23 protein-coding genes are annotated in these 22426 nt (G+C 33.9%); 4 read left to right on the plus strand and 19 right to left on the minus strand.

The features are described 5' to 3' along the window. Window positions 1-431 precede the first annotated feature (431 nt). The 12 genes from NZ698_RS08985 to NZ698_RS09040 all read right to left on the minus strand — a co-directional run bounded on the left by NZ698_RS08985 (window position 432) and on the right by NZ698_RS09040 (window position 11756). Complete coding sequence (locus NZ698_RS08985; RefSeq protein ID WP_263002779.1) at window positions 432-1469, minus strand: outer membrane beta-barrel protein; 1038 nt, start codon at window positions 1467-1469, stop codon at window positions 432-434. Window positions 1470-1500: 31 nt separating this feature from the next. Further along, complete coding sequence (locus tag NZ698_RS08990; RefSeq protein WP_263002780.1) at window positions 1501-2121, minus strand: hypothetical protein; 621 nt, start codon at window positions 2119-2121, stop codon at window positions 1501-1503. Then, window positions 2108-2668, minus strand: a complete 561-nt coding sequence (locus NZ698_RS08995) for an RNA polymerase sigma factor (RefSeq protein WP_263002781.1) — start codon at window positions 2666-2668, stop codon at window positions 2108-2110. The genes NZ698_RS08990 and NZ698_RS08995 overlap by 14 nt, the downstream gene beginning before the upstream one ends. Before the next feature lie 167 nt (window positions 2669-2835). Then, on the minus strand, window positions 2836-3549 hold the full coding sequence (locus NZ698_RS09000; RefSeq protein WP_263002782.1) for an ABC transporter ATP-binding protein: 714 nt from the start codon (window positions 3547-3549) through the stop codon (window positions 2836-2838). A gap of 4 nt (window positions 3550-3553) precedes the next feature. Beyond that, window positions 3554-5020 carry a DUF5687 family protein gene (locus NZ698_RS09005; RefSeq protein ID WP_263002783.1) on the minus strand — a complete coding sequence of 489 codons (1467 nt, stop codon included), beginning with the start codon at window positions 5018-5020 and terminating at the stop codon, window positions 3554-3556. Window positions 5021-5096: 76 nt separating this feature from the next. Further along, window positions 5097-5669: a hypothetical protein gene (locus tag NZ698_RS09010; RefSeq protein WP_263002784.1), complete on the minus strand. Its 573-nt coding sequence runs from the start codon at window positions 5667-5669 to the stop codon at window positions 5097-5099. Between the two features lie 17 nt (window positions 5670-5686). Further along, on the minus strand, window positions 5687-7336 hold the full coding sequence (locus NZ698_RS09015; protein ID WP_263002785.1) for a DNA repair protein RecN: 1650 nt from the start codon (window positions 7334-7336) through the stop codon (window positions 5687-5689). A 69-nt stretch (window positions 7337-7405) separates the two neighbouring features. After that, on the minus strand, window positions 7406-8305 hold the full coding sequence (gene porD / locus NZ698_RS09020) for a type IX secretion system protein PorD (RefSeq protein WP_263002786.1): 900 nt from the start codon (window positions 8303-8305) through the stop codon (window positions 7406-7408). A 36-nt stretch (window positions 8306-8341) separates the two neighbouring features. Next, on the minus strand, window positions 8342-9544 hold the full coding sequence (gene coaBC, locus NZ698_RS09025) for a bifunctional phosphopantothenoylcysteine decarboxylase/phosphopantothenate--cysteine ligase CoaBC (protein ID WP_263002787.1): 1203 nt from the start codon (window positions 9542-9544) through the stop codon (window positions 8342-8344). A 124-nt stretch (window positions 9545-9668) separates the two neighbouring features. After that, on the minus strand, window positions 9669-9992 hold the full coding sequence (locus NZ698_RS09030; RefSeq protein ID WP_129535667.1) for a DNA-directed RNA polymerase subunit omega: 324 nt from the start codon (window positions 9990-9992) through the stop codon (window positions 9669-9671). Window positions 9993-10033: 41 nt separating this feature from the next. Beyond that, a complete protein-coding gene (locus NZ698_RS09035; protein WP_263002788.1) occupies window positions 10034-11029 on the minus strand; it encodes an outer membrane protein assembly factor BamD in 996 nt (331 codons plus the stop codon). A 97-nt stretch (window positions 11030-11126) separates the two neighbouring features. Further along, window positions 11127-11756, minus strand: coding sequence for a TetR/AcrR family transcriptional regulator (locus tag NZ698_RS09040; RefSeq protein ID WP_263002789.1), 630 nt, complete (start codon window positions 11754-11756; stop codon window positions 11127-11129). Between the two features lie 97 nt (window positions 11757-11853). Between NZ698_RS09040 and NZ698_RS09045 the strand changes: the two genes are divergently transcribed. The 4 genes from NZ698_RS09045 to NZ698_RS09060 all read left to right on the plus strand — a co-directional run bounded on the left by NZ698_RS09045 (window position 11854) and on the right by NZ698_RS09060 (window position 14411). Next, window positions 11854-12480, plus strand: coding sequence for a TatD family hydrolase (locus tag NZ698_RS09045; RefSeq protein WP_263002790.1), 627 nt, complete (start codon window positions 11854-11856; stop codon window positions 12478-12480). Then, window positions 12473-13210: a tRNA threonylcarbamoyladenosine dehydratase gene (locus NZ698_RS09050; RefSeq protein WP_263002791.1), complete on the plus strand. Its 738-nt coding sequence runs from the start codon at window positions 12473-12475 to the stop codon at window positions 13208-13210. Before NZ698_RS09045 ends, NZ698_RS09050 begins: the two co-directional genes overlap by 8 nt. Continuing rightward, a complete protein-coding gene (gene rnpA, locus NZ698_RS09055; protein WP_263002792.1) occupies window positions 13197-13571 on the plus strand; it encodes a ribonuclease P protein component in 375 nt (124 codons plus the stop codon). The genes NZ698_RS09050 and rnpA overlap by 14 nt, the downstream gene beginning before the upstream one ends. A gap of 231 nt (window positions 13572-13802) precedes the next feature. Continuing rightward, a complete protein-coding gene (locus NZ698_RS09060; RefSeq protein ID WP_263002793.1) occupies window positions 13803-14411 on the plus strand; it encodes a DUF4126 domain-containing protein in 609 nt (202 codons plus the stop codon). 56 nt (window positions 14412-14467) lie between these two features. On the opposite strand, the gene NZ698_RS09065 is transcribed toward NZ698_RS09060, so the two are convergent. The 7 genes from NZ698_RS09065 to miaB form a co-directional block, all read right to left on the minus strand. Beyond that, window positions 14468-16825 (minus strand): DUF8458 domain-containing protein, encoded by a 2358-nt coding sequence (locus NZ698_RS09065; protein ID WP_263002794.1) that lies wholly within the window; start codon window positions 16823-16825, stop codon window positions 14468-14470. A 1-nt stretch (window position 16826) separates the two neighbouring features. Continuing rightward, entirely contained in the window at window positions 16827-17348 is a 522-nt protein-coding gene (gene lptE, locus NZ698_RS09070; protein WP_263002795.1) for an LPS assembly lipoprotein LptE, read from the minus strand. Further along, window positions 17341-18039: a hypothetical protein gene (locus NZ698_RS09075; protein WP_263002796.1), complete on the minus strand. Its 699-nt coding sequence runs from the start codon at window positions 18037-18039 to the stop codon at window positions 17341-17343. The genes lptE and NZ698_RS09075 overlap by 8 nt, the downstream gene beginning before the upstream one ends. Window positions 18040-18045: 6 nt before the next feature. Beyond that, window positions 18046-19329 (minus strand): sigma-54 interaction domain-containing protein, encoded by a 1284-nt coding sequence (locus NZ698_RS09080; RefSeq protein WP_263002797.1) that lies wholly within the window; start codon window positions 19327-19329, stop codon window positions 18046-18048. 82 nt (window positions 19330-19411) lie between these two features. Continuing rightward, window positions 19412-19849 carry a hypothetical protein gene (locus NZ698_RS09085; protein ID WP_263002798.1) on the minus strand — a complete coding sequence of 146 codons (438 nt, stop codon included), beginning with the start codon at window positions 19847-19849 and terminating at the stop codon, window positions 19412-19414. Continuing rightward, window positions 19833-20942, minus strand: a complete 1110-nt coding sequence (locus NZ698_RS09090; protein WP_263002799.1) for a PDDEXK nuclease domain-containing protein — start codon at window positions 20940-20942, stop codon at window positions 19833-19835. Before NZ698_RS09090 ends, NZ698_RS09085 begins: the two co-directional genes overlap by 17 nt. Window positions 20943-20978: 36 nt before the next feature. After that, a complete protein-coding gene (gene miaB / locus NZ698_RS09095; protein WP_263002800.1) occupies window positions 20979-22415 on the minus strand; it encodes a tRNA (N6-isopentenyl adenosine(37)-C2)-methylthiotransferase MiaB in 1437 nt (478 codons plus the stop codon). Window positions 22416-22426: the final 11 nt, after the last annotated feature.

Genomic DNA, 22426 nt, shown 5'->3' on the forward strand with positions numbered 1-22426 from the left:
AAATCCGTGAAATCTGTGGGAAATTAAAATTTAAATAATTGATGAAAACTCCGTGGAAATAAATTCTACGGAGTTTTTTTATACTTTAAAAATGCAAAAATCATTACAAGGCATTTTATAGTTTGGAAATTCTGCGAAGGCTAAAACAAGCTGTTTGGAAATAAATGCAATTTACTTTTGTTTAAAAACAATCGTTTTGTAACCAAACACAAAGTAGTTCTGTTTAAAAACAATCTGTTTGTGACTAAATGAAATTCACTTTCGTTTAAAAATAACCATTTTGTAACCAAACGCACTTTAGTTTTGTTTGAAAACAATCGTTTTGTGACAAAATGCAGTTTACATTGATCTAAGTACGACCGTTTATAAACAAAAACAATTGACTTTAAATAAAATCAATTGTTTGCTGTTAATATGAAATTCTATGAAAGTTATAATCCGATTCCGATTCCGAAAACCAAAGCTTTATCGTTTTGGAAATAAGAGTCTTTATAGAAATTGCTGAAATCTTTCTTCACGAAAAGACTGATATTGTCATAAGAAACGGTGAACTGAGCACCATAGACAAAAGGATTTACTTTGTAGTTTCCTCTGTCTCTGAAATCTTCACGATCACCACTTACAATGTTGTTAGTAGACATTTTTACTCCACCGTACATATTTGCAGCAATTCTGAATCCATCAGAATAAGGTCTGTACTGAATGTCCATTCCTGCATTTTTTAGTTTAGAAAAATTATACTGTAATCCCAGAGGAACTATAATATAACCAGTTCTCAGTTTACTTTTATCCGTATTTCCCTGATAATTTGCTACATAAACATCTGCATTAGAATCTTTGGCAAAAATCATATTGTTATCCAAACGCACTGTTCTCCAAGAAAATCCGATTCCGGAAATCAAACCCCACGGACTTGTTCTGTTAAACTGATAATTGAATTTTAAACCAAATTCAAGATTATTGGCATAACCTAAGTTTTTATCTAAATCATTGTCTGCTTTATCATTCGTCAAAGTCATGATTCCATAAGTGAAATACCCAGTAAAATCTTTTGTCGCACGAAATTTCTTGAGCAACTTCGCTTTCAATTCTTCATTTGAAGTCACATCAGAATTCAAAAGCGAGTATTTTACCTGCTTCTGAATTACCGTATCAAGATCAAAACCTAAAGCTTCAATTCTCTGATCGATCTTCTCTGAATAACGGTTGGCAACTTCCGCTTTTTGTTTGTCGAATTCTGTTTTCTCTAAATTTTTAGACTGGAGAATCAGAAGCTCAGCTTCCATCAGCTTTTTCTCTTCCTGAATGATGGCATCAATCTTCTTTGCATATTCATCCACTTTTTCTTTTACGATCGGGCTTACTTCGGTATTTTCTTTTGACTGAAGGTTGAGTTTTAGTCTTTTTTGTGCGTTTACAGAGGTTGCAACAAGGCACAACATTCCTGCGATGATAAATTTCTTAATCATAGTATTATTATTTTTTTAGTTTAAATTGATTTTATTTGGTATTCAGATCGATAGTTGCCACGTTGCTTCCACCTTTTGTTTTTTCGATGACGTCTTTATGTTCTACAGAGAAAAGTAAAGTCGAAGGATCAACATATCTTTTCTTTTTCACCTGAACTTTTGAAGAATCTGCTTTCGCTAAAATCTTCTCTGTCGGAATCTGACTGAACTGAGCCGCAATTTCCTTAGAATTTTCTTTGATGATCGGAAGTTCTTTCTTCTCTGAAATGATTTCCGAAGCTTCAGTTTCAGAATTTAAATGAGACGGAACGCTTTTTATTTCAACATATTTTTCCTGATTTTGCTGAATGATTTCAGGAGAACTTATTTTTTCTGTTTTTACTGGATTTTCTTCCAGAACTTCAGTACTTCTGGTTTCTGCAACCTGTACATTCGGCTTAGAATTCTGATCAAAAAACAGAACCGCTCCCAAACTTAAAGTCAAAACCAAACAAGCCGCAACCAAAAACCAATTAACTTTTTTTGTCTGAGCATCGTTGACAGCCTGAGTCTGAGTTTCAATCTCTGACCAAAGATCTCTTGAAGGAGCAATTTCTCTTTCGTCGATCTGTTTTTTGATCTGATGTTCGATATTATTTTTAGATGTGTTCATTTTTCAGTTTCTTTTGTTGTTGAAAGTAGATCTTTCTCAGTTTTTCTTTTGCTCTGAAGAGTTGTGTTTTGCTTACTGCGGTGGAAATATTCAAAGTATCTGCAATTTCCTGATGCGAATATTCTTCAATCACATATAGGTTAAAAACCATTCTGTAAGCATCCGGAAGCTGATCTAAAAGTTCCTGCGCATTAAAATCAAAAGCAATTTGTTCGTCATGAATTTCTTCGAGAACAGAAGCGTGAACATCGTCGAGATAAAAAACCGTTTTGTGGCTTTTAATAAAATTGAGGCATTCGTTCACCACAATTTTTCTCGCCCAACCTTCAAAATTTCCTTCTCCGCGAAAGCTTTCTATATGTTTAAAAATCTTACAAAATGCTTTGATCACGCAATCTTCCGCCTGATAAATGTCGCTGATGTAGCTTTTCGCCACACTCAGGAATTTCTTTACACTCTGATCATAAAAGATTTTCTGCGCAGCCGGATCCTGTTTTTTCAAACGGCTCAGCAAATCTTCTTTTTTATTTTTAAACAAAAGCTTCATGGTTATTCTGTTTCTACTATAAAGACAATAAAAGGTTGAAAAGGTGACAAAAAATTTTACTTTTCAATAAATAAATTGATAACTGCCTGAAAATGAATATTAAAAATTTGAATTTATCTTTAAAAAAAATCCACTTCCTGATTTAGAAAATGGATTTTTGATTTTATTTAAACGGGAATATTCACCTGATCGGCAAAATATTGCTCCAGATCTCTCAATGTTTCAGGATTGGTCTGAATATCTTTTACCTGAATTCCTTTATTGACCACAACAATTCGGTTGCAAACTTCGGTTGTATGCGCCAAATCATGACTTGAGATCAGAAATGTAACTCCACTTTGTTTAGATAATTCTTTAATTAAATTTTTAAGCTTGATTTGCGTAGAAGGATCAAGGTTTGCAAAAGGTTCGTCCAAAATAACGATTTCAGGATTTCCGATAATCGCACCTACAATTCCGACTTTTTTCTGATTTCCTTTGGAAAGATCTCTCACGTATTTCCCCGAATTAACGATTTCACCATTAAAAAGATCGTGAAACTGCTTTAGAAATTCATCAACCGAGGCTTTGTTCTGTCCTCTCAATTCTCCGATGAAATAAAAATATTCTTCCGGCGTTAAATATCCGATCAAAAAAGTATCATCTACGAAAGCGGCAACTTTTGATTTCCAGGCTTCAGATTCGTTGACTTTGATGCCGTCGATGCTCACAAAACCTGTTGTCGGCTGAATTAAATCCAACATTAAACTGAAAAGTGTGGTTTTTCCGGCTCCGTTGTTTCCTACTAAACCGAAAGTTTCACCTTTTGGAATTTCAAGATTTTCGATATTGAGAACGGTTGCATTTCCGTAAGTTTTAGATAAATTATTTATAGTAATCATTGTATTAATTTTTAGATTTAAATGCTTCTAATGTGCTATATTTTTCGCTCCTGTACTGTTTTACAATCGTATCAAATATTTTTTCTCTGAATAAAAATCCTATCATTCCCAAAATTGCAATGCTGATCACTGCCGTTGTCATTCCGAAGAAATATTTAGTAATACCAAAAACCGCCATCGGTAAAATCATTTTAGGAATTAATAGTAAGAGACTTTTCAAGTTGAAACTATTCTTTTGTCCCATTACTTTTTCTTTGGAATTCAGATCAATCTGTGTTTTGTTGAATGCTCCCGACCATAAAGTGAACTGAGAATTGACACCAATATTATACAGACCTGCAGCGAAAAATGTAAAGTACATTTCCCAGCTAACTATTGCGTAAAACAAAGCTACAACGATAGAAACAGCTGTCACAATATTCATCAGCCACCATTTTGCTTTTAAATATTCTTTGTACGGAACATTCAAAGTCATCATTAAAGGATAGTACGAACTGTCGAAAGAAGGCACTCTCTGCCCGAACAAAAATTGAAAACCACCCGTCACAAACAATCCCATAAACATCATCATGTATGGTGTTTTGTAGACATCTGACGAAAACATCAGCAATCCGTAAAATATAAACATGAAACTTCCGATGATGATTCCTTTGGTGACTTTATTCCGTCTCATCATTTTGATATCATTGTTGATGAAACTTCCGATTGCACCGTATTTATTGAGGAAAGCAATGTTTTCCGTTTTCCCGATTGTTTTTTTATCTTCCAATCCCTGATCGAGATAGAATTCTTTTTTTACGTGATTAAAACAGATCCACCATAATCCTGCAAATAATCCGATAGCAAGGATCGTAAAATAAGGCTGATCATAAAAAGCATAAAAAAGTTTTTCTGAATAATCAAAAAGCGGAACGATATTATAATACGTCAAACCACCGATTACCGCAAACAAAATTCCTACTGCAATGGCAATATTTTCTTTATTGTTGAAAAGAATATTGATAAAATTATTTAGATAAAACAACATTGAAAGTGCAATCAGCCAGCTTAAACTTCCCAGAATCCCAAAACCGTTGAACATGCAAATTACTGCAAAAGTAATCAGGAAGAAAGAATTCATCCAGCTGAACGGCGAGAGAAACGTTTTGATCAGCATGTAATTGACCAATGTTTTCTTAGGAATATTGAGCGTGAGAAAAGGTTTGATATTCTGCGTAGACATTTGCTGCAAGAGATATTTCAGAATCAGATCTGCTGCCCACAAAACAATCATAAATCTCGACACAATCTTCATTGCATCTTCTTCCATCTCTTTATTGACGTAGAAAAAAGCCAGAAAAGCTGCTCCGATGCAATATGCTATAAAAGAAAGAATTCCGATAAACCGGAAAATCTTCATTGCCAGATTGATTCCGACAGAAGTGCCACGAAAAAAACTTTTGATTTCTAACTTCAGGAACTGTACAAACATAGTTTACTTTTTTACATTAGTAAATATAATGTAGTTTTTGTTACAGTTTTTAAAGAATTGACAAAAGAATAGATAACTAATATCTTCTGTAACGATAGCTAATAAATAAATATTGTACTTTATTCTGATCTTCCTTTTTGGGAATAAGATAGGACAAATTAAAATACCTTACAGCAACATCATCTTTTATGGTTAATGTGGCGTTAATCTCTCTTCCTTCACTTTCGTTCTCATTTTCAGGAGATTCGATCATAATATTTGAAGCATAAGTTTCAAATTTATTGTAAATATTATTATACTCAACAATTACAGCTTTATAATTTGGAAGTGCTATTTTTTGAGATATGGTGTGCCGACCAAGCTCCTTTTCGTAATCTCTTTGCTCTACCCAAACCTCTGCTTCTAATATCTTTGATTTGATCATTACATTGTTGTCATAATTTGAATGGTAAATTGTGATCGGTTCTCCTGTAACTTCCTGTTTTCTAGAAAATTTTTCAAATTTCAGGTTACTTCCTGAAATTATTTCTTCGGGTTTACGATCCACATTCAATCCAACAAATAATTTTTGAAGATCTTTTTCGAAATGTTCTTGAGCAAAAATAACATTGCCCAACAAAGACATAAGAATTGTAAATAGTATTTTCATATCTAAGTAATATCTGATTACCCAATCAACTCTCTCGCCTGAGCCATTGCCGCATCCGTAATCTTGCTTCCGGAAAGCAACTGTGCAATCTCGTTCAACTTTTCTTCTTCACTTAAAGTGACAATCGTAGATTGCGTTTTACCATTGATATCTTCTTTTACCACTTTGTAATTATCATTTCCTTTTGCGGCAACCTGTGCTAAATGGGAAATAACGATCAACTGCATATCCTGAGACATCTCACGCATCAGATTTCCGATTTCTTCGGCAACTTTTCCGGAAACACCGGTGTCGATTTCGTCTAAAATAAGCGTAGGAAGCATGTCACTTTCGGCAATGATTTTCTTTACCGCCAACATCACACGCGATCGTTCACCACCGGAAATGGCAGTCTGAATTGGTTTTAAAGGAAAACCAGAATTTGCCTGAAACAAAAGCTGAATATTTTCTTTTCCAAATTGATTAAATTCAGAAACATCGGTTAATTCAATGTCTACTTTTGCTTTTTCGAGACCTAATTTTTTTAGTAAATCTTCTGCTTTTTTAATAAAAACAGGAACAGTTTTCTTTCTGTTTTTTGAAAGTTTTTCGGCTGAAGACTGCAGTGACTTTTCTTTTTTAGCAATATTGATTTCAATTTCAGCAATATAAGCCTCAATTTCCGCTGTTCCTTTCTGTTCACCTGATAATTGGTCTCTGATTTCTTTTAATTCATTAAGATCAGAAGCATTATGTTTAAGGAATAAAGCATTGATTTTGTTGTTCAGCTCTGAAAGTATCGCTAAATTTTCAGGATTGATCTCAATTTTGTCAGCTTCATCTTCGAGCTCTGAAAGAATATCTTTCATTTCAACAAAAGAACCTTCCAGCCTTTCATCCAATTCAGAAAAAGAATGAGAAACCTCGGCAATTTTCGAAAGTTTATTTTTAGCTTCGTTAAAGAAAGAAAGAATTCCGATTTCTTCCTGATGAAATCTTGAGAGAATCTGCGCTATATTTTCAGAAATCATTCCTGCATTTTCCTGCACAGAGAGCTGATTCTGCAACTCGTCATAATCTACATCATCGAGTTTTAAATCTTCCAGTTCATTCAAAAGAAACTGTTTGTAATCGCTTTCTTTAGTATTTTCTGAAAGTTGTACTTGGAATTTTCTAAGCTGAGTTTTTAAACTTTGAAATTCTAAAAAATCCTGTTGATACTCTTCAATCAATTTTTTATTTTCCGAAAGTCCATCGATGATTTTAAACTGATAATCTGCTGTAAAAAGATTGGAAGTTTCAAATTGAGAATGAATGTCAATCAATTGTGAAGTCAATTCTCTTAACACATCCAAAGTCACCGGAACATCATTAATAAACGCTCTGGATTTTCCTGATGGTAAAATTTCTCTTCGAATAATCGTTTGATGCTCGTAATCGAGATCATTTTCAATAAAGAATTTTTTAAACTGATTATTCAGATCAAATTCTGTTTCGACAATACTTTTTTCTTCGGTTTTTGAGATCGATTTTAAGTCTGCCCTTTCACCCAATATCAATCGCAGTGCACCCAAAATAATTGATTTTCCGGCTCCCGTTTCTCCGGTAATGACCTGTAAACCATTTTTTAAGGATACATCCAATGCATCAATAAGGGCAAAATTTTTAATGTAAATTCTCGAAAGCATGATCAGTAGCAGATTACTTAATTACTGCAAATATAAAATTTAGAATTCAGAATTAAAGAACTAGATGTCTTACTTCCACTTATTCCATTTGGTATCTGTAAACTTCGGTGCAAAAATAATCATGAGTTGTTTTAAGTCATTCAAAACAATTCCTCCATTATTCCCCGAATCGAAAATATTGAAAATCTCGTCGTTTTTGGTAGTGATGAATGTATTGAAGAAATAATTCTGCTGAAATGAGTTTTCATATGTTTTCAGCTGCATCAACGCATCAAAAATGATTTTCTTTGACTGAGTCTGATCCTGATTAAACATCCCGTCTAAACCGGCTCTGTGATAGGTATACATCGTCTGACGAAGCTGAGCCATATTTGGATTTAGAATTTCACCAATCAAAATCGCACGGCTTCTCGGATCATTGATCTGTCCCCATCCTTCATACCCTCTGTTTTGAGAATTTTGGGCAATTTGTTGTGCTTTGCTGAACCATTGCGTCCCGCCTGAAGCCTGAAAACTGTCTGCATCGTAACCTAAAATAAGATAAACGTAGAAACTGATTACATCAATAAGGTTTTTTCCTGAAAACTGTCTTTCGTTAAAGATAAGATTCTCATTTTCAACATATTCAAAGCCGAATTTTGTATCCTGAAGATTGATCAGCGGAGATTCATAAGAGGAACTGAAGACAGGACGAACAGCCTGAATGACGATACTTCCCTTATATTTGTTGCCATCTCTTTCACTAAGAACGATTGCGAAATTTGACTTTATTTTTTCGAAATTCTGAAGCTTTTTGCCAGTCCAGCTTGTGTTGTTGACAAAATCTCTAAGACTTTTTTCTAAAGCCTTAAAAGCCTGCTGATTACTCCCCTGAATTTGCTGCGAATTTACCTGAACTGTAGCCAAAAGCTCCTGACAGAAACTAAAATTGAAAAGAAGTAAAAATAAAAGTGCTATATATTTTTTCATTGGTCTGTAAATGTTGAGAACGGAAATTTATAAAATTTATTTTAAAATCTGGGCTTCAATACAATCGAGAATGTCTTTTGCCACATTTTCTTTTGATTTAAGATCATATTCTAATTTTTCGGTTTTAGTAAATATTTTTATTTTGTTGGTATCTTGCTTAAAGCCTGCACCTTCGTCACGAAGTGAATTCAAAACAATCATATCCAGATTTTTCTTTTCAAGTTTTCCTTTTGCATTTTCTTCTTCGTTTTGAGTTTCGAGAGCAAAACCAACTAAAAACTGATTTGTTTTTTTCTCACCCATCGTTTTCAGAATATCCGGATTTTTAATCAATTCGATCGTGAAAGTATCTTCATTTTTCTTGATTTTTTCTGAAGCCACTTCCTTTGGAGCATAATCTGCAACGGCTGCGCTGGCAATTCCAATATCAATTCCGCCATAAAATTCAAACACTTTTTCAAGCATTTGTTTTGCTGAAGTAACTCTGTAAAGCTGAATATTTTCATGTTTTGAATTCAAAGAACTTGGTCCGGAAATCAAAATTACTTTTGCACCACGTTTTGCAGCCTCTTCAGCTAAAGAAAAACCCATTTTTCCCGAAGAGTGATTCCCTATAAATCTTACAGGATCTATTGCTTCATAGGTTGGTCCCGCCGTAATTAAAACCGTTTTGCCCTGAAGTGATTTTTTTTCATTTAAATTAAAAAACTCTCCTACCGCTTTTGAAATAGTTTCCGGTTCTGCCATTCTTCCCTGCCCGATTAATCCGCTTGCCAATTCTCCGCTTTCAGCAGGAATTATGATATGTCCGTAATCCTCTGCCAATTCTAAATTCTGTCTTGTGGATGGATGTTGATACATATCCAGATCCATTGCAGGTGCGATGAAAACCGGACATTTCGCAGACATATAGGTTGCAATCATTAAATTATCACAAATACCATGAACCATTTTGGCCAAAGTATTTGCCGTACATGGAGCCATAATAATTACATCTGCCCAAAGTGCCAATTCTACATGACTGTTCCAGGTTCCATTGTCGCCGTAAAAATCTGTATAAACCGGATTTTTAGATAAAGTTGAAAGACTCAGTTTTGTGACAAACTTTTCTGCATCAGGAGACATGATCACCTGAACTTCTGCACCTTTTTTCACGAAATCTCTGATGAGAAAATGTATTTTATAGGCAGCAATTCCTCCAGAAACGGCAATGAGAATCTTTTTCCCGGAAATATTCATGTAGATTATTTTTAAAGCACTAAAATACTTCTTTTTTCTAAGAATGGAAACTTGTAGAAACAGCAAAGGTCATAAAGAAAATTATTTCTTTATGACCTTCATTTATAAAAAATCACCTAAATGATTAGTTTCTCTCTTCAGTCTTTCTAAAGTACACTTCACCGTCAAGCCATTCCTGGATTGCGATAGAAGTCGGTTTTGGAAGTTTCTCGTAATGTTTAGAGATTTCAATTTGCTCTCTGTTTTCGAAAACTTCTTCCAATGTTGAATTGTGAACTGCAAATTCGTCTAATTTATTGTGTAATTCAGTACGAATTTCTGCATTGATCTGCTCAGCTCTCTTCCCCATGATAACAATAGCTTCATAGATTGAACCTACTTTCTCTTCAATCTTGTCTTTATCGTAAGTAATAGTATTTACTTCTGCTTTGGTATCTTTTACACTCATTTTCAGAAAATTATTTATTTATAAGGTGGCAAATTTACGAATTATCTTTGGATTCTGAAAGTCGCCGCTGGAGGAGGAGTTTGTAACGCTGCACTATCTCTCTGAATCTGCATTGCCTGTTTTTCATTTGACACCTGATCTTTGATCTGCTGCTCAGTTTTTGATTGCTCTGCCAACTTATCAGCCATCTTTTTTTGTCTTGCTGTTAAAACTGCAATTCTTTCTTCAGTCTGTTTTTTTACAACTACAAAATCCTTTTTCTCCTTTTCAAGTTTCTGTCTTAGATCTAAAGCTGTTTTAGAATATTCTGTATTTGGAAGTTCTTTTTCAACTTGTTTTGTGAAAGATAATGCGCTTTCAATACGCTCATCTTTTAGATCATAAACAGAATTCTGCGCCAACAAATAACGAGACTTCATCATATAATCATAAATCTTCGGACGAAGCTTTGTACTTGGGAAATCTTCTAAAACATTTTCAAAAGCTGCACTTGTTGATTTATAATCAGCCATTTTGAAATACTGTTTTGCATTTTCATAGGCTTTGAATTCTAATTTATAAGACAGCTCATCAATTAGAGTATTGATGTTTTTTGATCTTTCAGAATTTGGATAATTGGTTAAGAAATCCTGAAGCTCATTGATTGCCAATTCTGTACTTGTCTGGTCCAAGTTATAATCCATAGACCCATTATAGTAACATAAAGCCGACATATATGATGCTTCTTCTTTTCTGTTATCCTGAGGAAAACTTACTGCAAAGTTTTTGAACTGGTGACCTGCAAGTTTGTAGTTTTTATCGTAATAATTGGCATACGCAGAATTGAAAACAACGTTTGGCGCATCATCTGTACCTGCAACTAGATTCGGAAGTCTGTCGTAAAGAGCCAAAGCATTTTTCCATTTCTTTTTAGCGAAATTTTCATTGGCAGCTTTCAGGATAAAAGTTTTATCCGCGCTTTTCATCGCTTTATCTTGCTGACTTGTGCACGCCGAAATGACAGCTATGGCAAAAATACCTAAAATATATTTCTTCATATAAAATTCAACAGTTTTCGGTTTTACCGACCTATTAATTTGCAAAAATATAACTTTTTTGCTAAAAGATTTTTTTTTATGATTATTTAACGCAAAATTAGTCGGCTGCGTATCCCAAAACTGCAAAAACATTCATTAAAAGATTCATTCTTACTTTTCTTTCGGCTTCTTTGGTGTAAGATTCGTCATCTTTATGAGGAACATATAATTCGTAAAAATTTTTATTGCGAATCACAAAAAGTGTAGATCCAATGATAGTTGTCAAAATATCTTCCGGTTTTGGGGTAAATGTAAAAACACCTGAAGTCACTCCTTTTTTGATGACTTCATCCAATTTCTTGACAAATAACTGATAAAAATCTAAAAGTTCATCCTTAAGATTTTCTGTATGACGCAATTCCTGAGTAACAAAACCGTGGAAATAATTATATTTAAATAACTGTGCAACAATATATTTGATCATTTCTTTCATCTGCATTTCGGGTTTCCCGTCTTTTATAGTGTCTGCAAATTCAGAAAAATTCTCTCTGGTTTTCAATACGCGGTACTGATAGAGATATGACATCATTTTTTCTTTTGATCCGAAATAATAGGAAATCATTGCCACATTAATGTTGGCTTTTGAACATATATCTCTTACGGAAGTACCTTCATAGCCCTTTCTGGCGATCAATTCTTCGGCTATATCTAAAATATGGATCTGTTTATCTGTAAATTTCTTCCCCACGTGTGCGTTGTTTTAGTAAAGTTAAGAAATTTTTAACATATTGATAAACGAACGTTTAATAATTTTTAGCGAACTTTTATTTATTGTATTTTTGAATATGGATTTTTTTGATTTTCATCATCACAAGAAAAATATAAGATATGGAATTTACAATTTAGATATTGAAAAAACTCCGCCTGATTTTTATTTTTCTGCAGGAATTCACCCACAAAACATTCAACCGGAAAATATTGATAGTCAATTCAATTGGTTACAATCCGTCATTAATGAAAATTGTTTTGCAATTGGAGAATGCGGTTTGGATAGCATCGTTTCTGTTGATATGAAGATTCAGAAGGATGTTTTTTTAAGACAGATTCAATTGGCGAATGAACTTAAAAAACCTTTGATCATTCATTGTGTAAGAAAATTTTATGAAGTCATTTCATTCAGAAAAAAATCTGAACAGGCGATGATCATTCACGGCTTCAATAAAAAACAAAGCATTGCGGATGATCTTCTGAAGAATAATTTTTATCTGAGTTTTGGGAAAGCTGTTTTGTATCATCTATCTTTGCAGGATACTTTGAAAACAGTTCCTTTAGATAAACTTTTTCTAGAAACTGATAATGATGATTTTAACATCGAAGAATTGTATCAGAAAGTTTCAGAAATCAAAGAAATATCAATAGAACGACTTCAACAACAGATTGTAGAAAATTTAGAAACGATAAAAAATGGATAAGTTTTGGCTGGAAAGAACGGAACTTCTGATCAAAGAAGAGGGCATTGAAAAACTGAACAATGCAAATGTTCTCGTAGTAGGTTTAGGCGGCGTTGGATCTTTTGCTGCCGAGTTTCTGGCAAGAGCCGGAATTGGAAAAATGACCATTGTAGACGGCGATACCGTAGATATTACCAATATTAACAGACAACTTCCTGCACTTCACTCAACGGTAGGAAAGCATAAAGTGGAAGTAGTTGCTGAAAGATTGATGGACATTAATCCGAAATTGGATTTAATTAAAATCAACGAGTTTCTAAATCCGGAAAGGATGGCTGAAGTTCTGGATGATGGAAAATTTGATTATATTTTAGATTGTATTGACAGCATCACGCCAAAAGTGAGCTTAATCATTGCTGCAAAGCGAAGAAAAATCAAAATTGTAAGCTCGATGGGTGCCGGTGGAAAATCTGATCCTTCAAAAGTGATGGTGAGAGATATCCACAAAACTGCAGAATGCCATCTCGCAAAACAGGTAAGGAAAAGATTGAAGAAAGAAAAAATCGACAAAGGAATCCGATGTGTTTTTTCAACTGAAATTCAGGATGAAAGCAGCTTGAAAATGACCGATGGGAGCAACTACAAACGATCTTTTTACGGAACAATAAGCTTTATTCCTGCAATTTTCGGATTGTATGCTGCTGCAGAAGTCATCAATCAATTAGTGAAAAAGACTGATGCAGAACTTTAAATATCCTAAAGCGGAAAAACTCAAGAAAAAGGATGAAATCACTTTGCTTTTCGAGAAAGGCAAATGGAAAAACAGTGGAAATCTGAGAATCATCATTCTGAAAAATCATCCCGATCCGTTGACCGAGAATGTTAAACTGGGAGTTTCCGTTTCGAAAAGATATTTTAAAAAAGCGGTTCACAGAAACCGCATCAAAAGACTTTTGAGAGAGTGTTATCGTCTGAATAAGGAATTATTTAAAGAATATTTTGGAGAAAAAACTACAGCAATGTTGTTTTGGGTTTCTCCTGAATTGCCGGAAAAGTTTCAGAATGTTGAGGCGCAGTTTATTAAATTGTGTCAGTCGCAAAAAAAGGCTTAAGTTTTAATTTCCCACGGATTTCACAGATTTTTTGTCCTAAAACTGAAACTATTTTATTTTTATCTCGCTGATTGAGCGGATTAAGCAGATTTTTTTTCATTAATAATTTGTGTCATTTCCTTAATCTGCGAGAGATTTATTTATTCTATTTCGCTGAACATTTACAAAAATAAATTCCAATTGACATTTTATATTTTTTTGTAGCTTTAAGCAAACAATTGAAGAAATAAAATGTTAGATCAAATTCCTTATCTCCCTTATATTTTGAGTGCATTCATCGGCATCGGTTTGGCTGCAGCATCCGGTTTCAGAGTCTTTTTACCGATGTTTGCTGTAAGCTTAGCTTCCTATTTTCAATGGATTCCCATGAGTGAAAGTTTTGACTGGCTTTCAAGTTTACCGGCATTAATTACTACAGGAATTGCGATGATTGCTGAAATTTTAGCATATTATATTCCTTTTGTAGATCATTTTCTTGATACGATTTCGATACCGATGGCGACAGTTGCCGGATCTATATTATTTGCAAGTCAGTTTACCGAATTGGGTACATTTCCACAATGGGCTTTGGCATTGATTGCGGGTGGCGGAACAGCAGCAACGATCAGTTCCGGGTTTGCGGGAATTCGGGCAGCTTCGACAGCGACAACTGGTGGATTGGGAAATTCTGTTGTCGGAACAACGGAAACTGCAGGAGCAGGAATTATGTCAATTTTAGCAATGGCAGCTCCTTTCATAGCGGCTATCTTTGCAATTATCACACTGATTCTCGTTATTGTTTTTGGACGAAAAGCATGGCGAAAACTGAAAAAAAGAAAGCAAATAAATGCTACTCATTAATAAAAATAAAAACGGCAGAATTGGTTTCTGCCGTTTTCTTTTAGTTTAAAAATATTTTAATTTTTGTTTCTGCTATCTTTGATTTCCTGAATTTTTGCTTCGAAATATTCTTTTCGGTCAGGGAATTTATTAGCTAAAATCAAAAAGGCATTTACTGCTTTTGAATAAAGTTTTTGTTCGATATACAAATTGGCTAAAGTCTCTGTCATCAAATGTGAAATATCGTCTGTCTTTTCCTTTACCACAAAATTAACCTCATCTTTTAGCTGACTGATCTTGGGATTATTTTCAATAAATGATTCGATCACTTTATTTTTAATCTCAGTTTTATCAACAGGAGCTTCTTCACGATCGATTTTCAACCAGCTTTGCCATGTATTGATAAATCCTGGAACGTTGCTGTCATCGATCTTCTGCTGAGCAATTTTTGCCTCTTCTTTGGCATCAGCTTTTTCTTTTTGATCAGATTTGTAGGATAAACCTAAACTTGCTATATCAGATCCGAAAAACGAAACATTCATCACAGGCGCTTCTCCATTTTGTTTTTCAGGAGTTTCTTTTTCAGTTTCTTTCAGCTCATCATAATCACCCAAATTATCAACAACTTCAATGGTGTTTTTAACTTGATTATCTTTTAGAATCTCTTCAACTATTGGTTCAGGTTTTGGAGCTTCTTCAGCTTTCTGAATTTCTTCTTTTGGTTGAGGAACTTCAATGGGCTTGCTTAATAAAGAATCAGGACGGCTAGTTTCAAAACTCATCGGTTTCCATGAAGGATTTGCAGGTATTTCCGGTTCTGAAAGATCTTTAGCATTTGTATTTTCCACAGATTTTTCTTCTTCAAGTTTCTCCTCAACAATCAATTCAGCTTCTTTTACAACAACTTCTTCTGCCGTTTTTTGCTCTTCCCCTACGTGAAATGCCTGAGTTTCTGCAAAACTGATATCGTGATTTACCTCCTCATCTTTAGCCTCTGTTTTTTCAGGAGCATTTTCCTTGTTTGCTTTCATCCTTTTCTCCACTTCTTCTATCAAGCGACGCATTTCGTCTTCATGCTTGTTGATGCTTGGTTTTGGAGCTTCAGATGGTAGATTATCCGGAGTTTTATTGGATTCGATTTTAACTTCGGGAAGAAAAGAATCTGTTGCATGGAAACTTAATTCAGAATCATCATTAATTTTCTCAGAAACCTGTTCTGACTCAATCTTTTCTTCTTCAACAATTAATTCAGGATTTAAAACTTCAGTAATTCCCTCTGTATCATTTAAATCAGATTGAATATTTTCATCATTTGGAATTGCTGTTTCAGTCGAGAAAGATTCGACTTTTTGAAAACTTATTTCAGTTTCATTATTTACTTTCGCTTCAACTTTTTCTGAATCTATTTTATCTTCATTAATGATAATTTCCGATTTTGGAATTTCAGAAATTTCTTCTGTTTTATTTAAATCTGAATCAGTGGTTTCTTCAACTTTATTTTCTGTTTCAGCAGAAAAAGATTCAACTTTTTGAAAGCTTATTTCAGCTTCATCATAAACTGTTTCTTCAATTTTTTCTGAATCAGTTTTATTTTCATTAATAATAACTTCAGACTTTGGAGTTTCTAATTGCTCAGTTTTATTAAAATCTGATTCAGAATCACCAGTAGTTTGAGCTAAAATTTCTTCAGACTGTATTTCTTCTTCTAAATTGAGTTCTGCATTATCCGTGATTTCTTCAACCTGAGTTTCCGCTAAAGCAGAAGTTTCACTATTTTCTGTTTCTGAGGACGTTCCTGCTAATTCTTCAGCAACAATTGCTTCTTCTTTATCTGTTTGAGTAAGACTATTTTGATTTGATACTGGTTTTTGAGTAACAATCACACCCGATTCCAGAGTAGATTCAAGATCAATGGTTTCATTATTATCTTCCTCTAAGAAATTTTCTTCACCATCAAATAAAATCCTATTTCTTTCACCGTCAACAACAATATGTTTGATTTCCGGTTTATCAGCAATTAATCCTTCGGAAGCTGCTTCGTAATCATGATCAGAAAAACTTTTAGGAGTAGTTCTCACCACATTTTCTTCTGTCAGACTTTCACTTTCCGAAACAGTTTGTTTATCTTCAGTCGGAGTTTCAATTATCTTTTCTGGAATAATTTCCTGAACTGGCTCACTGATCTGAGGCTTTACCTGCTGAATTTTACCATTAATGAGCTGGTAAAGAATCTTCTTATCTGTAGTATATGCCGCAGTAGAGGAAAGCGTTTTCTGATAATTTTCTTTATCGTAAAGATGCACCCCATAAAGATGAAGTGCTCTGATGTTTTGAATATAGGGGAAAGAATTAATTTCCTCCTTCAAAAGATGCAAATCTTCTGACTGAATATTTTTCGGATTTTTTAATAATTCTAAAACTCTATTATTTATCATCTTACCAATTCGCTACGATGTCATTAAATATTTTGTTGATAATCCTGTCTGTCGCAATTTTCACCTGAGAAGTTTCAATTGCACTTTGAGATAAATTACTGTTGAAAACTGCCTCATCAGAGTAAGTTCTGTCGAAACTTACATCAGGATGCAATTTGTTTTCATAGTGTACTTTTACTGTAATCGTCAGTTTATTCTGAGAATCCTGAATCACACCTCCACCCGCAGTAGCCTGAGTAGTCGAACTGATCGTAGTTGGAGTGATTGAGTAATCCGTAATTTCGCCCTCAATCAGAATATCAGGATTTTGCTTTGTTCCTTTCAGGGTTGTACGTTGTACAAATCTGTTTTGAATATCTGTCGAAAACTGCTGTGATAAAGTAGGATTTACCAATGCTGAGTTATTCGGAAATTCGTTGATCTGCACAGTTTTTTCATCGGTTAATGATGAACCTGTAAATGAGTAACATTGGTGAAACAATGTAAGAATAATCAACCCAAAAATAATTTTTATTTTACTCATGTATTGCTGCTTTTTGATTTTGAGTAGTGAGTACATCTTTGTAACTGATATATTTAATACAAATTCCTACAGGTATTGTAAATAATATTCCAATTCCACAAACGATAATACCTAATTGCGAAATCAATCCAACTATGATACTGAAAATAAGAATCATAAAAAAGTTCTTTTTTGCAATTTTCCAGGAAAGTGAATATGCTTGTCTTACACTTTGAATTTTATGGAGAGATATTATCGGCTGTACAAAATAAAGTGACACCGTGAATGCAAATAAGAATAATATAAATAGTAAAAACCAGATTCCCATTCCCCCTATTATCATTGCCACATTTACATTTTCACCTGCATCTTTAGCTGCAACAATAATCGGAATCATTGTAAACTGTATCGGAATCATTAAAATAATAACTGCAAATAGAATCAGAAAAAACAATTTGAAATACATCCAAAAATCTGTAAAATCAAAAATATCTCCTACTTGTACAGACTGTCCTTCGTCAACCTTCTTACAAATTTTATAAAAATTCCCAATGGCCAAAAGACTACAAAACGGAATAAAACTCATTACAATCGCAAGTAGAGTCGCCACAATAAATCCTCCAATATCTTTTCTGAAAAGTTCAAATCCTTCAGAAATATATTTTCCTATATTAAAATTGTATCCCTGGTTTATTATTTTGTCAAAATTCATTTTAGTTTAGTCTTCTAAGTTATATTGTTTTATTTTTCTGTATAAAGTTCTTTGCGAAATTCCGAGCTCATCTGCGGCTCTGTTTCTTCTTCCGTTATGCTTTTCTAATGCTTTGATAATTAAATCTTTCTCATTGTTTTGAAGTGATAAAGATTCAGGTCTGTTCTCTTCCACTTCAATGTCTTCAAAATCTTCGTAATGATCTTCAGAATTTGAAATTATCGTAGGGTTCTGAACATTCTGACTATTATTATTTTCAAAAAACAACAAAGAATTCGGACTTGCATTCTGCTGTGGTTCAGGAGTATAAATTCTATTAATTAGATTCTTTTCCTGATTGCTTAGGTCTGCAGTTCCTCTGTTTTTTATCAATTCCGAAGTTAAGGATTTTAAATCATTAATATCATTCCTCATGTCAAAGAGAATTTTGTACATGATTTCCCTTTCGTTTCCAAAATCGGTCTGTTTTTGCGCACCAGGATGATTCACGACCATCGGCAAATGAGAATCCATAGGAATATATTCTGTCAATTTTGCTACAGTTACGCTCCTATCTGTTTCTACAACCGTCATTTGCTCTACCAAATTTCTCAGTTGTCGCACGTTTCCCGGAAAAGTATAATTTTCGATATAATGTACAGCACTAGCTTCAAGTTGCAACTCCGGCATTCTGTATTTTTCAGCAAAATCAATCGCAAATTTTCTGAAAAGCAAATGAATATCGCCTTTTCTTTCTCTCAAAGCAGGCATATCAATTTGCACGGTATTTAGACGGTAAAACAAATCCTCACGGAATCTGTTATCCTGAATCGCCTTCATCATATTCACATTGGTTGCCGCAACAATTCTTACATTCGTTTTCTGAACCTGCGAAGAACCTACTTTCATAAATTCGCCACTTTCTAAAACTCTCAACAAACGAACCTGTGTCTGCAAAGGCAATTCACCCACCTCATCCAAGAAAATTGTTCCACCATCTGCGACTTCAAAATACCCTTTTCTGGTTGCTGTTGCTCCTGTGAAAGACCCTTTCTCATGTCCGAAAAGCTCGGAATCGATGGTTCCTTCAGGAATTGCACCACAATTCACTACAATATATGGTTGATGTTTTCTTTTTGATTCTGAATGAATAATTTTCGGGATAAATTCTTTACCGACACCACTTTCTCCGATCACTAAAACGGAAATATCAGTAGGTGCAACTTGTATAGATTTTTCGAGTGCACGGTTCAAAGCCGGAAAATTTCCGATGATACCAAAACGTGCTTTTATAGATTGTAAGTCTGCCATTTTCTTGATTTAAATTTAAAAAAATTAAAGATTTTTGAAATTGATGAGCGTATCGTTTCTAGATTCCTCATCGTAATGTTTCCTAAGTCTTATTTTTTAAATCTAAATCATCCTTATTTCTAATTTTAGCAACTTTACTTTTGAAATAAATATTTTCAGCAAAATCGATCTGTTTACTTTGTTTTTCGAAATTTTCCAGGATTTTGTGATGTTTTTCTTTTATAGAAAAATCGGCTCCTAACTTTTTATAATAAGAATTGTTTTGCTGTTTTTCTAAAATGGAATTTCCAATAAGATCGACCGCATTCTGCTTATTATTTATGGCAAAATTGCGTGTTGATTTCTCTTTTAAACAGAATTCTTTTGAAACTTCAAACTCGTAATTCAAAAACTGACTGTAGATTTCTTGAAACTGCTTACAATCAAGATTTCTTATAGATTCGTTGTTTGTATGTGCCGAAATATTACTGCAAACGATGACCAGTAATACACTCAGGCAATATTTATGAAATTTTTCCATTGTCTGAGTTTAAAATATTAATAAAGTCTTCCTTGCTCGGTAAAACTGTAAGATATTTACTTGCAAAAATCTGCTCATTATCTTCTGGCAAAGTATATCGCACCAAAGCTTCACTTTTATCCTGACAAAGAATAATTCCTATGGTTTTATTTTCGTCGTTTAGTTTTACTTCTCTATCATAAAAATTGACATACATCTGCATTTGACCAATGTCCTGATGTTTCAATTCGCCGATTTTCAAATCAATTAAAACAAAACATTTTAAGATTCGGTTGTAAAAAACCAAATCAATTTTAAAATGTTTTTCATCAAAAGTAATGCGATTTTGCCTTGCGACAAATGTAAAACCTGTACCTAATTCTAAAAGAAAATGTTCTAATTTATCAATCAAACCACTTTCCAAATCATTTTCAGAATAGCTTGATCGTTCTGGTAGGCCAAGGAATTCCAGAATATATGGATCTTTGATAAGATCTTTTGGCTTTTCAAAAATTTGTCCTTTTTCTGAAAGCTGAATGATTTCTTCTTTATTTTTGCTTAAAGATAACCTTGTATATAATGCTGAATCGTATTGTCGTTGTAATTCTCTTAAGCTCCAGTTATTTTTAAAGCTTTCAATCTCATAAAATCTTCTTTCATTAATGTCTTTTATTCGCATCAATTTTAAATAATGCGACCATGAGAGATTGAAATTAAGAGATGGTATCTGACTGATTTTTAAGAGTTCGGACAGTTTTTGTTCTATTTCTAAATTCGTAGAAGGTGTTGACGAAATTTGGTTTTGAGAATTCGTCAACGCTGTTGACGAGATTTTTTCAGAATATGTTTTATAAAAAAATCTCATTCTATCTAAGTTCTCTACCGAAAATCCTTTTCCAAATCTCACGGTTAAATGAGACGACAAATCTTTGAGCACGGCCTTCCCATACTCCGCACGTTTTTCACCATTCTGCTCATCTTCCACGATCATTCTGCCAATCTCAAAATAAGTAAGAACCATTGTCTGATTTACAGCAACGGCGACTTTCTTTCTGGCATTTTCTAATAATGCAGAAATATTCTGAAGAAGCTCTTTCGATTGCAGATTGCTCATTAACTATTTAAAATAAATTTAAAACTAAACTTTAAATTATTTCACTGTTTCCCCTAAAAGTGTGCCCTGCGTATTATTAAACACAAAAACATCCACAATGTCACCCAATTTCTGACCTTCCAACATATCAAAAACGCAAACTGCATTCTGCGAGTTTCTGCCTTTCCATTGGTTTTTATTTTTCTTGGAAATTCCTTCGATCAAAACACTGTGAACTCTGCCTACGTACCCTTCCATTCTCTTTCTTGACAATTCGCCTTGTAAAGCAATCACTTCAGCCAAACGTCTTTGCTTGACATCAGCAGGAATATTATCCTCCATTTTTTTATGAGCAGGAGTTCCTGGTCTTTCAGAATAAGAGAACATATAACCGTAATCATATTCTACTTCTCTCATCAAACTTAAAGTATCTTGGTGATCTTCTTCAGTTTCGTTGCAGAAACCAATAATCATATCCTGAGAAAACGAAATATCCGGAACGATTTCTTTCGCTTTTTTTACTAATTCTAAGTATTCTTCACGGGTATGTTGTCTGTTCATGGCTTCCAGCATTTTGTTGCTTCCGCTTTGAACCGGTAGATGACAATAATTACAAATGTTATCATGTTTTGCCATCGTTCTGAATACATCAAGACTCATATCCTGAGGATTGGAAGTTGAGAATCTGATTCTCATTTGAGGAACAGCTTTCGCAACAGAATCTAAAAGTTTTGAAAAGTCAACAGCCGTAGCTTTCTGCATTTCTGAAGCTTTGGCAAAATCTTTTTTGGGACCGCCACCGTACCAAAGGTAAGAATCAACGTTTTGTCCGAGAAGGGTAATTTCTTTGTACCCACTTTCCCAAAGACTTTTACATTCTTCTAAAATTGAGTGCGGATCACGGCTTCTTTCTCTACCTCTTGTAAAAGGAACAACACAAAATGTACACATATTATCGCAGCCTCTTGTGATGGTCACAAAAGCCGTCACACCATTTCCGCCTAAACGAACGGGATTAATATCTGCATAAGTTTCTTCTTTTGAAAGAATTACATTGATGGCATCTCTTCCATCTTCGGTTTCTTTTAAAAGATTGGGTAAATCTCTGTAAGCATCTGGACCTACAACCAAATCAACCAATTGTTCTTCCTCTAAAAATTTAGTTTTAAGCCTTTCAGCCATGCAACCTAAAACACCAACCGTCATATTGGGTCTTTCTTTTTTTAAATTTTTAAACTGTGCAAGACGCATTCTCACGGTCTGCTCAGCTTTTTCGCGGATAGAACATGTATTTAATAAAATCAGATCTGCCTCCTCAACTTTTAGTGTAGTATTATAACCCTGATCATTAAGAATAGAGGCAACAATTTCAGAATCAGAGAAATTCATCTGACAGCCGTAACTCTCTAAAAACAGTTTTTTAGAATTTCCGGTTTTCTCTGCAATGGCAAAAGCTTCGCCTTGTTTTGTCTCGTCTATATATTTTTCCTGCACGGTAAGTCTAT

The organism is Chryseobacterium edaphi (genome assembly GCF_025628985.1).
GTDB lineage: Bacteria > Bacteroidota > Bacteroidia > Flavobacteriales > Weeksellaceae > Chryseobacterium > Chryseobacterium edaphi.